Consider the following 11,925-nt stretch of genomic DNA (forward strand, 5'->3'; position numbering starts at 1 on the left):
GAACATCAGGGTCGTCGATTCCCCTCCCCCATCATCCCACCCTCTTCCCTCTTCGTTCTTCCCTCTTCGTTCTTCCCTCTTCGTTCTTCGTTCTTCCCTCTTCCCTCTTACTTCAACATCTCCTCAAACTGCTTCTCCCAGGTCTGATGGTTGCCCCGCGCCACCTGAATAACGGGCGTATAGCCGAGGATGCTGTTCACCGTCCAATTCACCAGAGACATCGGGAAACGCAGCGGGCGGGCAATGTCGAGAAACAGCACCACGCGATAATCATCCGTGTCGTTCCACACCTGGTGATAGTAGGTGTCATCGAAAATCAGACTCTTGCCTTCTTCCCAATAGGCAGTTTGCCCATTGATTTCAATGCGGCAGTTCTCGCGGGGTTCGGGCACCTTCAGCGCCAGATGATAGCGGATCAGTCCCTTGTGCTTGCCTCGGTGCAGCGGGATGTGCTTCCCTGGCGCGAGGATCGAAAAGAAGGCGACCTTTAGCCCCGGAATGGTTTCCAGCAGCTTCACGGTTTCTGGGCAGCGCTTGCAGTTTGGTTCCGAGCGAAAGCCAAACGCCCAAAAGAAAAAGGTCTTCCAGCGGTCGTCGTTGGCGATGCGGTGCTGCCGGGGCGAAATGTCCTGAAAGTTGGGCAGTGCGTCGGCATATTCCATCACCTGATCCAGCTCTTTGCGGATCACCTGCCAGTTTGCCTCCAGGCGCTCGGCCCAGGGAAACTGCTCTTTGCTAAAGAACACCGACTCGCCGACGATCGAATACTCCGGAACCTTGCTCTCGATAAATTTGACGACTTCCGTTAGCGTGCTTCCCATAGTGCTGGTTAATATTTCCTTTGTGACTGACTCCGCAGCTATCCTCTAAGGCCGACCCGTTCTTCCGCCATGCGGACTTCGCGCTCTACGGTTAATCCTGCCAAATATTGGCGGTCTTCGGTGATGTGGGGAAACTTGAGATGGGCTTCGGGAATCCCCCGCTGGAGCAAGCGCTGACGCAACGTTTCAAAGCTGCCCGGTGCCAAGATTCGCAAGCGCGGCGGCGGCACTACATCTGCCCGCTTTTTGGCATAGGACAGATGCACCTCTTTCAAGATTTCGTCAAACCGCTGCAAGAATCGCTCTGGATCGGCAAGGGTCTGCCCCGGTGCCAGTTCTACGTTGACTAGATAGTGGGGCGGCACTTCATGTTCGGATAGCGTGATGCAGAAGTTTGCCAGCGACAGGTCGAATTCGTGCTGGAGGGCTTGTATTACCTGGATCGCATGAAACTCGGTTGTTTTTTCGGTCGTGGAAGACAGCAGCCCGCCCAGCCGATGGCGAAAGATGACGATCGGAGCCTGGTTATAGAAGCCGAGAATTTCTACAACATCGCCATTGTCGTAGCGGTATAGCCCGTTGTAATTGGTGACGACGATGCGATAGCGCTTGCCCAGCAGCACCTCATGGGGCAGCAGGGTTTGAGGATTTTCCAAGCCCCACTGATCTTCGGGGAGAAATTCAAAAAAGCCGCTTTCGATAGCCAGGACGGTGCCATCGCGGTCGATGTCGTGATACACGCCGTAGGTGGCTTCGGCGGAGGAATAGATGCCGCCAAAGACGGGCGTATTGCCAAAGTAGTGGGGGAAGCGCTCCAGGTAGAAACTGGAGGTACCGCCGCGTGCAGTGACAATCAGGGAAAGCCCGGGCCAGGCAAGTTTGGGCGTGAGCGTGCCGTGGGTTTTGAGGATGGCTCGCAGTTGGGCAGCGCGCTGAGGGGCGGGCTTGAGCTGGCGTTCTAGTTTGGCACGGAGATGTGGTTCTAGATCCAGCCAAGGGGCGATCGCCCCTTGATCCAAATCTTCAACCAACTCTGCGCCGTAGCACTCCAGATAGTCGCACAGTTGCAGCGCCGTCACCGGGAACGTCGCCCCCAGCAGCGACAGGTTGGCATCCCGCAGCGCAAATAATAGACAGACATAATGCCGTGCTGTGCTGTCGCCGATGAACAGCGTTTCATAGGGATGGGCAAAAATCTGCTTGTACAGCCAGCCGCTATGAATCACAGTGCCTGCACTGATGGGGCCGTAGGGAATGCCGCCTTCGGTGGTGCCGAATATCCGCGCCGAACTCGTCATCAGCATTTTGCCCAGGGGTAGCCCGCGTTCTTCTGCTGCGGCTACCATAAAGCCCGTGCTGACCTGGTTTGCCTTCGAGAGCATTCGGCGAGATCGCTTCGTCGCCGGAATCAGCTTTTGCCGTCCCGTAGTGCCGCTGGTCATGTTGATGTACACCACCGGGTCGGGGGTCAGGACATTGGGAATGCCTTGGGCGACGCGCTGAGCGTAGGGTTCATAAACCGTGTAGGGCGAAATCGGCACCTGCCGCCGAAACTGCTCTACGCTTTTGATATTTGCCAACCCCAAGTGCTGCCCTAGTTCCGTGTTTTGATAGCAGCGCAATAAGTCCAGTAAAAACTTCTCTTGAACTGCTGCGACATTCTTGGTTTGCTGGACAAACCGATTTTTCTTCCGACGCGCAGCAGCCTTCACCAGTGAAAGCAAAAGACTCCCCATGAATTCGCAACTCACACCACGTTACAAGTATTCATCCCGCAGGATGCAGGCCAATCTATCATTCACAAGACTTGGAAATTGACACAACTGTTCCACTTTGGGTAGAGCCACAAAAGTGGGCATTGTGCCATCCAGATTTGAATGGTCAGATTCTATGAATTGGAACGCAGTGGCGATTCATGCAAACGGGTGATTAGGCCGCTTTGGGAAGCGTCCAGCGGGCGGGGCGGCGAGGCGAGGGAAAATCGGGTACGCCGTCCGAGCCAACGCCTTCAATTTTCTCAGGCAGCGGGCGCGGCTCTCGGTCAAACCATTTGCGATAGAGTTCGGCGTATTTGCCGCTGTCGATCAGGGAGGCAAGGCCGCTATTGACAAAGTCTCGGTTGGGCGAGTTTTTGGGCATTGCAATGCCCAGAAATTCATCGGTGAACGGCTCGCCTGCCAGCTTCATACCGCGCACGCTGCCCGTTTGGATGGCGTAGGAGGCTGCGGTTTCGCCGCTGATGACGGCATCCACTTTGCCTTGCAGCAGTTCATTCCAGGCGGTTTTGCTGCTGTCATAGCCGATGACGGTAGCGTTGGGGATGGTGCGGGCAATGCTGGCTTGAACAGTTCCCGTTTCAACCCCGATGCGCTTGCCTGTCAAACTGTCGAGGTTGGTGATGCTGGTTTCACTGTCGCGGACGGCGATCGCCATGCCGGATTTGAAATAGGGGCGCGAAAAATCGGCGACGCGCTGCCGTTCGGGGGTGATGGTGATGGCGGCGATCGCCATATCGACATCGTTGCCATACAGTTCCCGCATCACATCGTCGAAGAACGGCAGCGGTACATATTCCACCTGGGTTTGGGTGGCTTCAGCAAAGGCATCCATCAGGTCAATCTCAAAGCCCTGGAGCTGGCCATCCGCCGCTTTAAAAGCGAACGGTGGATAGTTGGGCACAACTGCGACGCGCATCGTCGAACCCGGTGCAACGGCTTGCGGCGTGGGGGCGCTACAGGCGGCGATCGCAACCGTGAACGTTAGACCCAGCAGGATAAAAAAGAGCGATCGCACGAATCGGGGGAATCGGACGAAATCAGGAAAAACCATCGCAACAAAGTCTCCTGGCGCTGGGGGCTGCAAGCGGGAATGGGGATTTTGGATTGGGGATTGGGGATTTTGGGTTTTGGATTTTGGGTGGAGATTGCGGAACGGGGATCTCGCGCCCTGCCCAAATTGTGGCCCTGCCCAACCCTGCCCAAATTGTGAAGTGAATTAATTGTGGAATGGATTCTGCACAGATTAGCAAAACTGCCAACATTTTTTAAGCTCATGCAAAAAATGTTGAAACTTTTGGGATCTACGCAGTTGGACAATTTCTCGCAGGCGCAGCCTGCGAGAAATTGTCCAAAATCCAGAGAGCTGATCGCAAGTGCGTATGTCCTGACTTTCCCAAAGACACCGAGAGGCTCAGCTTGCTTCAGCTTTCCTGTTCGTGAACCCGCAATGCCTGTCGCTTCAGCTTTTCCACCGGGTTCATCCAGCGCTCCAAAAAGCTGAAGAACTGAGACGAGAGGAGCGTCAGCAGCAGATAGACCAGCGCCACTGCAAAGTAAATTTCAAACGCCCGATAGGTCTGCGCCACGACCAACTGCCCCCGCCGCAGCAGTTCCTCAAAGCCAATCACCGCTACCAGGCTCGTGTCCTTGAGGCGGCTGATAAACTCATTGCCCAAGGGCGGAATCATCCGGCGAAACGCCTGCGGAAACACCACATAGCGCAGGGTTTGCAGGGGCCCCAGTCCCAAAGATTGCGAGGCCTCTCGCTGCCCCAGTTCGATCGACTGGATGCCCGCCCGCACGATTTCGGCAATGTAGGCGGCTCCGTTGAGGCTGAGCGCGAGGATTGCCGCAGTCCACTGGTTGAACTTTAGCCCGATGCCCATGCCTTGCAGCAGGCTGGGCAGCCCGAAATAAATCATGAACAACTGCGCCAGCAGCGGCGTGCCCCGGAAAAAGTCGATATAGGCGATCGCCCCCAGCCGCACCAAGCGCGACGGCGACAGCCGCAGGATCGCCAGCACCGACCCCAACACCAGCCCCAGCAAGATCGAGACGATGGTGAGTTGGAGGGTGGTAATGGCTCCGAGGTAAAGGCTGGGGAGCGCGTTGAGAATGACTTCGAGCGATCGCTGCACGGTGTTTCCTTAAAAACAAGTAAACAGATAATTATGAATCTAGTTGTGAAGCTAACTGTGAATTGTGAATCTAGTTGTGAAGCTAACTGTGAATCGCGGACGCGATCGGCCCACGATTCACCTAGAGCGACTAAATCGGTGCGGCTTCGGGCAACACCGGCGGTTCGCCATCAAACCATTTTTGGTAAATCTCTTTGTATTTGCCGTTGGCAATGATGGTTTGCAGGCCCGCGTTGATTTTTGCCAGGTTGGGCGACCCCTTGGGCGTGGCGATGCCGTAGAACTCTTCGGTGAGCAGTTCGCCGACAACCTTCACACCGCGCACGCCGCCACTCTTGATGGCGTAGAGGATGGCCGGTGCGTCGCTAATGGTGGCATCGACGTTGCCGTTCGACAGTTCTTGCAGGGCAATCGGCGTGCTGTCGAAGGTGCGGACTTCGCTTGCGCCAGACTTGCGGGCTTCGGCCTCGCCCGTTGTGCCAATTTGGGCAGAGATTTTCTTGCCGCTCAAGGAATCAAAGCCCGTGATGTCGGTGTTGCCGTCCTGAACGGCGATCGCCAGCCCTGCTTTGAAATAGGGACGCGAAAAGTCCACCACTTCGGCCCGCTCTTTGGTGATGGTCATGGTGCTGATGGTGGCATCAATCGTGCCCGCCTGAAGCGCCGGAATAATGCCGTCAAAGGGTAGACCTTCCATGTTCATCGTGAAGCCGCCTGCCTCGGCCACGGCATTCATCAGGTCAATGTCAAAACCCTCAAACTGGCCCGCGCCCGTTTGGGATTGGAATGGCGGAAAGGTGGGGTCGAGCGCCACCTTCAGCGGAGCCGCGTCGGCGGTTGACGGAGAGCCGCTGTCGGCGGTTGGCGCACTGCCCCCGCAGGCCGCAAACAGCACCACACAGACCAAGCTCAGCAGCCCTAGCCCCAGCGCCCGCCAGCGAATACGAGTGAATCTCAGCATGAAAATCGAACGCTCCTAAACTTGCCTAAAGTTACTAGCCTAAAGTTACTAAACGTTACAGGATTCCCCAAAGCAGGGTTCCAAAAATTACAAAATCCCAATGGGATAGGCGGATTGTCGTTTGCCTTGAGAGACTGAAATTGTACAGGCGATCGCCCATTTCTCGCGCAAAGATGGTACAGATCGTTAAACAATTTGCTCAAAAGATTTAGCCAGAAACATAACCAGATCAGACCTAAATCAGACCTAAAAAATAGCCGACCGTAGCCGTCGCATCTCCGTAGAAGCGATCGCCTGTGCTAAAACTGCATCGTCTGCTGACCGCGGGCGAAATTCCGTTGCCTACAGCACTATTTCTGCCCCTTTTGGTTACTTCTCCTGCTATCCCAGCCTGCACCGCCCATGAACGACCGTCTGATTTCGCCCAACGCCACCGCCACGCCTGCGATTGAGTTTGCTCAGGTGGAAAAACGTTTTGGACAACTGAAGGTGCTGCGCGGCATCAGCGGCCATATCAACCCCGGCGAAGTCGTGGCGGTGATTGGCTCGTCGGGCTGCGGCAAAAGCACGCTGCTGCGGTGTTTTAACCATCTGGAAACGATCAACAGCGGGCGGCTGGTGGTGAACGGGATTGACCTGTCGGCGGGCAGCGTCCTCAGCGCGGCCGACCTGCGCCTGCTCCATGCCCAGGTGGGGATGGTGTTTCAACAGTTCAACCTGTTTCCCCACATGACGGTGCTGGATAACCTGACGCTGGCTCCGCGCAAGGTGCTGGGCCTGTCCGACAAAGAGGCGCGGCAGACGGCGCGGATCTTGCTGGAAAAAGTGGGCCTGGGCGAAAAGGCCGAAGTCTATCCCGAAATGCTCTCTGGCGGGCAAAAGCAGCGCGTGGCGATCGCCCGTGCCCTCTGCATGAAGCCCAAGATCATGCTATTCGACGAACCGACCAGCGCCCTCGACCCAGAACTGGTGGGCGAAGTGCTGTTAGTCATGCAGCAACTCGCCGAAGAGGGGATGACGATGGTGATTGTGACCCACGAGATGCAGTTTGCCCGCGAAGTGGCCGACCGCGTCCTGTTTCTCAACCAGGGCCAGGTCGAAGAAGAAGGCCCGGCGCGGCAGGTGCTAGATGCGCCCCAGAGCGATCGCCTGCGGGCGTTTCTCAGCCGGATGTCGTTTGCCCGCGTGTGAGGGTTTCGCGTGATAATTTGCGTGATAGAGTGACGGCATGAGGGCAGAGGATCGCTATGTATCGCTGTATACGGCGATCACTTTTACACAGTGATCACTTTATGGTGAATCTGCTCTCGCGCCAACGCTTCGATCCGCCCTTTTCTCCGACCTTGTCTATGCCCTCCCCCCTCCCCGTTCCCACCTTTTTCGACCCGCAGCGCGTGGGCGAAGTTTGGCGTGTGCCCTACGAAATGCGGGCGGCCCAGGCAGCGCTGTGGGCAAAGGAGCATGAATTAACGCCAGCGGTGATGGATGAGAAGCGGGTGTGTTTGCTGGCGATCGACGTGCAGAATACGTTCTGCATTCCCGACTATGAACTGTTTGTGGGGGGGCGATCGGGCCGGGGCGCGGTGGACGATAACGTGCGGCTGTGTGAGTTTATCTATCGCAACCTGGGCAGCATTACGGCGATCGCCGCCACGATGGACACCCACACCGCAACCCAGATTTTCCATGCAGTGTTCTGGATCAATGAGGCTGGGGAGCATCCGCCCGCGATGACGATGATTTCGCTGGAGGATGTAGAAACGGGCGTGTGGCGCGTGAATCCGGCGATCGCCCCCAATATCGCCTACGGCACCGCAGACAGCCTGCAAGCCTACGCCCTCTACTACGTCCGCAAGCTGAGCCAGGATGGCAAATACCCGCTCACCATTTGGCCCTACCACTCCATGCTGGGCGGCATTGGGCACGCGCTGGTGTCGGCGGTGGAGGAGGCCTGCTTTTTTCACAGCATTGCCCGCCAAGCGCAGACCTTGTTTGAACTCAAGGGCGGCCATCCGCTGACGGAAAACTACTCGGTGCTAAAGCCCGAAGTGACCGAAGATGCCCAACAGCGGGCGATCGCCCAAAAGAATCTGCCGCTGATTTCCATGCTGCTGGACTTCGACGCGGTGCTGATTGCCGGACAGGCCAAGAGCCACTGCGTCGCCTGGACGATCGACGACCTGCTGACGGAGATCCAGGCGATTCATCCCAAGCTAGCGGATCGGATTTATCTGCTGGAAGATTGCAGTTCGCCTGTCGTCGTTCCTGGCGTGGTGGACTTTACCGACGCGGCCGATGCTGCCTACGAGCGCTTTGCCGCCGCAGGGATGCATCGCGTGAAGTCTACTGAGCCGATGGCAAGCTGGCTTCAGTAAGGGGAAGATATTTCAGGAAAATATTTCAGAGGGAGATCGGGCAGGGCGGGTTTATTCTGCTTCGGCTTCGGGGTCTTCGGCTTCAGGACGAATGGCCCGGGCGATCGCCTCTAGCACCCGTGCCGTCACGAATTCGGGCGACTCGCGGCCGCGAAGCTGGACGTGGACATCTGCCTGGGCGTAGAGCGAGCGGCGCTGATCCAGTAACTCCTGAATGCGCTGGCGCGGGTCGGGGTCTTGCAGCAGCGGGCGCGTGGTGCTGTGGCGCAGGCGGTAATAAAGCTGATCAGCGGGCACATCCAGCCAGATAACGATGCCGTGGTGCAGGTAGCTCCAGTTTTGGGGACGCAGCACCACACCGCCGCCCGTGGCGATCGCCAGACTGCCGTAGGCGTAGGACGACAGCTCCGCCAAAATTTGCGTTTCTAGATCGCGAAATCCTGCTTCGCCGCGCTCGGCAAACACCTGCGCCACGGTCTGATGCGTCGCAGTCTCGATGAGCGTGTCGGTGTCAAAAAACTGGTAGCCCAGCTTTTGCGCCACCAGGCGGCCGACGGTCGTTTTGCCACAGCCCATCATCCCCACCAGATAGAGGTTTGTGCGCCGCAGCCGCCGCACCGTCGTTTCGGCATCGGCAGGAACGGTGTGATCGGTGGACAGGTGAAGCAGCAGGGATTCCGATTCGGTGGGTTTGCCGTTGGGCGGCGTGTCGTTCATGGCGTGAAAAGGGCGGCGAGAAGTCGGTGAAGATGACCCGCAAAAATTCCAGCAGCGACTCTGTAAACATTAATCTTATCCCAACCGCAGTGGTGGGTTTCCCTCTGGCGATCGCCCCGATCCCCCAGAGCGAGGAGGAGGATTGTCCCCGTCGTCATTCTCTTCGTCCTCGTCATCGTCCCAATCATCCCAAATTTCTCGATCCAGCGACCCGCGCCTTGCCCCAGGCTCATCTGCCCCGCTCCAGCTTTCGTCGCCCCAGCTTTCGTCGTCCCACACTTCGCCGCCATCGCTGCGGTCATAGTCGTCGTCGGGGGCAATGGGGCGATCGCCATCGTCGTCCCAGTCTGCGTTATCCTCCGCCATGACCGGGGCGATCAGCTCTTGGCGTGGGTCGCTGGGGGGCGCAACGACCCGAAAGTCTGCCTCGTAAATCGAACCGGGCTTTGTGGATTCCTTGGGCGAATGGGGTGGATTGGCGGTTGCAGAATCGGCTAGACGGTCGGTCGAGGGGTCAGCCGACCTTGCCGCAGGAGTCTCCGATGAAGCCTCTTCAGCGGAATTCTGGGCGGAACCCTGGGCGGAACTTTGGGCGGAACTCTGGGCAGAACTCTGGGCAGACTCGTCTGGCGGAGCCTTGATGTTATCGGTGGGGGTGTCTGGCTGGGCGCGGCGATAGCTAAAGGAGTAGACCGTGCCTGATCGATAGCCCGTCTCTGGCTCTCGATTAATCTCCACAATGGGGCGGCGAGGTTCGGCGGGCGGCTCCTCCGGCGGAGGCGACGAGGCGGGCTGGGCGGGCGGCTCTTCCTCCCAGTCGTCCCAGACCTCGCGCTCCTCTTCTGGCTCCTCGTCCAGGTAGGGACGATATTGATAGCCAGCGGAGTCGTCGGTCTCTGGCGGCTCCTCGACAACTTCGTAGGGGTGATATTGATAGGCCGACTCTGCCGCTGCTTCTGCCTCGTAGGGGCGATATTGATAGGCCGATTCTGCTGCTTCGTAGGGGCGATCGCGATACGCGGGGTCTGGCTCGATGGGCGGCGAAATTTCCCGATAGGGTACGTCCTGAATCACCGTGCGGCTGCCTGCCGTGGAAGCACGCGGCGCGTCTTCCCAGTCGTCCCATTCGTTGCTGGGGCGGGGATTTTCCCAGTCATCTTCGGCCGCGGCCCAGGCGGCTTCTCGCGGATGGGGCGCATTGCCTGCTCGATCAACGGGTTCTGGGTCAAGCGGCTTTGTCCAGCCGCCAGTCCAGGGGGGCGGGGTCCAGGGTTCGCCCTGCGTGCTGGAGGGGCTGCGGCTGGGGCGACGGGCCTTGCGACGGGGCGATTCCTGTAAGGATCGCTTCGCGAATCGCCCGTTCGCCAAAAACCGAATCAGCGTCGCCATCAAGACCGTTGTGATGGCCCCCGCCAGCACCGCCCCCACCAGCCACACCGCCAGCGGCAGCGCCACCGTCTGCATCCCCAAGAACGTCAGCGCCACCGAAGGCGAGAGGTTTTGCAGCACTACGATGGCGAGTAGGGCAATGAAGAGGAAAAGCAGGATCGGACGCATGGGTAGGAGAGGAGGGGTTGGGGGTCAGGGAGAACCGGGGTAGAGGGCTGGCAGATTCATCATAGCGAGTGTGTAGGGGGGCTTTTGGGCTTTAGCGTTTTCCAAGTCGCTGGCGCAGCAGGTCAGCCCTGGAAGCAAGGTCGGCCTGGGCGATCGCCTCTTGCTCTCCCGATGCCAGCCATTTCACCTGCACCATGCCGGTTTCTGCCTCTTCGTCGCCCAGAATCAGGCAGGCGGCCGCGCCGCTGCGGTCGGCCCGCTTCATCTGCTTGCCAAAGGCGCTGCCGCTCAGGTCGAGATCGACCGAAAAGCCTAGCCGACGCAGCGTTTGGGCAATCTGGAGCGACTGGGCTTCGGGGCGATCGCCCTTAGACACCACATAAAAATCGACGCTGGCTTCGGTCGCCGGATGCAGTTTTTGCAGCAGCAGCACCAGCCGCTCCATGCCCAGCCCCCAGCCGACCGCGGGCGTTTCGGGGCCGCCCAGTTCTGCCACCAGCCCGTCATAGCGGCCGCCCCCGCAGACCGTTGCCTGTGCGCCCAAGTCTGCCGACTGAATCTCAAACGCGGTGTGGGTGTAATAGTCTAGCCCGCGCACCAGACGGGGATTCACCTGGTAGGCAATGCCCAGGTCAGTGAGGCGCTGCTGCACCGCCTCGAACCGCTGCTGCGACTCGGCGCTCAGGTAGTCGAGAATGCTGGGTGCGTCCTGGACGATTTCCTTGGTGCGGGCATCTTTGCTGTCCAAGATTCGCATTGGGTTGCGCGTCAGCCGATCCTGAGAGTCGGGATCTAGCTCGGCTTTGAACGGCGTGAAATAGTCCACTAGGGCGGCGCGATACTGCTGGCGGTCAGCGGGCGTGCCCACCGAGTTCAAATCCATCGTCAGCGTTTTCAGCCCCAGATGTTGCAGCAAGTCCGTCGCCAGGGCGATCACCTCGGCATCGGCACGGGGATCGGCGCTGCCCATGACTTCTACATCCAGTTGGTGAAACTGGCGCTGTCGCCCGGCCTGGGGCCGCTCGTAGCGAAACACGGGGCCGACGCACCAGAGCCGCTGGGTGTTGCCCGCCGCATACAGCTTGTGTTCGATGAGCGATCGCACTAGGCCCGCCGTCATCTCTGGGCGCAGGGTAATAGAGCGATCGCCCCGATCGGTGAAGGTATACATTTCCTTGCCCACGACATCGGTGGCTTCGCCAATCCCGCGTTCAAATAGTTCGGTTTGCTCAAAAATCGGCGTGCGGATTTCGCGATAGCCCGCATTGCCCAGGATTTGTCGGGCTGCCGCCTCGATCTGCTGCCAGTAGCCCACTTCCTCCGGCAAAATGTCTCGCGTGCCCCGAATCGCCTGAATTGCGCTCATGCCCTTTGTTCTGAATTCTGAATAAAACGGGATAAAACGTGTAGGACCTACGCACTTGCGACAAGTTTTCCGGGTTTTGGACGATTTCTCGCGGGCTGCGCCCGCGAGAAATCGTCCAACTGCGTAAGTCCTAACGTGCTGCTTCAGTGGATGGCTGGAACGTGCAGCTTGCCAGTTCCCAACTTCCAAACATCACAGTGTAGCAGGGTTCA

At 58.5% G+C, this 11,925-nt stretch carries 10 protein-coding genes; 2 read left to right on the forward strand and 8 right to left on the reverse strand.

Annotation, left to right across the window (positions count from 1 at the left end):
* Positions 1–107 precede the first annotated feature (107 nt).
* The 5 genes from HNI00_RS20920 to HNI00_RS20940 form a co-directional block, all read right to left on the reverse strand.
* Positions 108–821, reverse strand: a complete 714-nt coding sequence (locus HNI00_RS20920) for an aspartyl/asparaginyl beta-hydroxylase domain-containing protein (RefSeq protein ID WP_277774607.1) — start codon at positions 819–821, stop codon at positions 108–110.
* 38 nt (positions 822–859) lie between these two features.
* Positions 860–2,557, reverse strand: coding sequence for a GH3 auxin-responsive promoter family protein (locus tag HNI00_RS20925; protein WP_316789168.1), 1,698 nt, complete (start codon positions 2,555–2,557; stop codon positions 860–862).
* Between the two features lie 193 nt (positions 2,558–2,750).
* Entirely contained in the window at positions 2,751–3,650 is a 900-nt protein-coding gene (locus tag HNI00_RS20930; RefSeq protein ID WP_316789170.1) for a transporter substrate-binding domain-containing protein, read from the reverse strand.
* Between the two features lie 370 nt (positions 3,651–4,020).
* A complete protein-coding gene (locus tag HNI00_RS20935; RefSeq protein ID WP_297080219.1) occupies positions 4,021–4,737 on the reverse strand; it encodes an amino acid ABC transporter permease in 717 nt (238 codons plus the stop codon).
* A gap of 130 nt (positions 4,738–4,867) precedes the next feature.
* On the reverse strand, positions 4,868–5,698 hold the full coding sequence (locus HNI00_RS20940; protein ID WP_316789173.1) for a basic amino acid ABC transporter substrate-binding protein: 831 nt from the start codon (positions 5,696–5,698) through the stop codon (positions 4,868–4,870).
* 402 nt (positions 5,699–6,100) lie between these two features.
* Between HNI00_RS20940 and HNI00_RS20945 the strand changes: the two genes are divergently transcribed.
* Both HNI00_RS20945 and HNI00_RS20950 read left to right on the forward strand, forming a co-directional pair.
* Complete coding sequence (locus tag HNI00_RS20945; protein ID WP_297080217.1) at positions 6,101–6,889, forward strand: amino acid ABC transporter ATP-binding protein; 789 nt, start codon at positions 6,101–6,103, stop codon at positions 6,887–6,889.
* Between the two features lie 158 nt (positions 6,890–7,047).
* Positions 7,048–8,073: a cysteine hydrolase family protein gene (locus HNI00_RS20950; RefSeq protein ID WP_316789176.1), complete on the forward strand. Its 1,026-nt coding sequence runs from the start codon at positions 7,048–7,050 to the stop codon at positions 8,071–8,073.
* Between the two features lie 51 nt (positions 8,074–8,124).
* Here HNI00_RS20950 and HNI00_RS20955 read toward each other — a convergent pair whose 3' ends face one another.
* The 3 genes from HNI00_RS20955 to hisS form a co-directional block, all read right to left on the reverse strand.
* Positions 8,125–8,790 carry a shikimate kinase gene (locus HNI00_RS20955; protein WP_316789177.1) on the reverse strand — a complete coding sequence of 222 codons (666 nt, stop codon included), beginning with the start codon at positions 8,788–8,790 and terminating at the stop codon, positions 8,125–8,127.
* 75 nt (positions 8,791–8,865) lie between these two features.
* Complete coding sequence (locus HNI00_RS20960) at positions 8,866–10,347, reverse strand: LapA family protein (RefSeq protein WP_316789179.1); 1,482 nt, start codon at positions 10,345–10,347, stop codon at positions 8,866–8,868.
* Positions 10,348–10,438: 91 nt separating this feature from the next.
* The gene (hisS, locus tag HNI00_RS20965) at positions 10,439–11,713 is read right to left on the reverse strand and encodes a histidine--tRNA ligase (protein WP_316789181.1); all 1,275 of its coding nucleotides are present in this window, start codon (positions 11,711–11,713) and stop codon (positions 10,439–10,441) included.
* Positions 11,714–11,925 lie beyond the last annotated feature (212 nt).

It is taken from the genome of Thermoleptolyngbya oregonensis NK1-22, assembly GCF_032705245.1.
GTDB classification, from domain to species: Bacteria; Cyanobacteriota; Cyanobacteriia; order Elainellales; family Elainellaceae; genus Thermoleptolyngbya; species Thermoleptolyngbya sichuanensis.

What these genes read in the sequence shown, in the direction of transcription:
- HNI00_RS20950 (WP_316789176.1), top strand. Translation starts at nt 7,048, where the DNA reads ATGCCCTCCCCCCTCCCCGTTCCCACCTTTTTCGACCCGCAGCGCGTG.
- HNI00_RS20930 (WP_316789170.1), bottom strand. Translation starts at nt 3,650, where the DNA reads ATGGTTTTTCCTGATTTCGTCCGATTCCCCCGATTCGTGCGATCGCTC.
- HNI00_RS20940 (WP_316789173.1), bottom strand. Translation starts at nt 5,698, where the DNA reads ATGCTGAGATTCACTCGTATTCGCTGGCGGGCGCTGGGGCTAGGGCTG.
- hisS (WP_316789181.1), bottom strand. Translation starts at nt 11,713, where the DNA reads ATGAGCGCAATTCAGGCGATTCGGGGCACGCGAGACATTTTGCCGGAG.
- HNI00_RS20960 (WP_316789179.1), bottom strand. Translation starts at nt 10,347, where the DNA reads ATGCGTCCGATCCTGCTTTTCCTCTTCATTGCCCTACTCGCCATCGTA.
- HNI00_RS20955 (WP_316789177.1), bottom strand. Translation starts at nt 8,790, where the DNA reads ATGAACGACACGCCGCCCAACGGCAAACCCACCGAATCGGAATCCCTG.
- HNI00_RS20920 (WP_277774607.1), bottom strand. Translation starts at nt 821, where the DNA reads ATGGGAAGCACGCTAACGGAAGTCGTCAAATTTATCGAGAGCAAGGTT.
- HNI00_RS20945 (WP_297080217.1), top strand. Translation starts at nt 6,101, where the DNA reads ATGAACGACCGTCTGATTTCGCCCAACGCCACCGCCACGCCTGCGATT.
- HNI00_RS20925 (WP_316789168.1), bottom strand. Translation starts at nt 2,557, where the DNA reads ATGGGGAGTCTTTTGCTTTCACTGGTGAAGGCTGCTGCGCGTCGGAAG.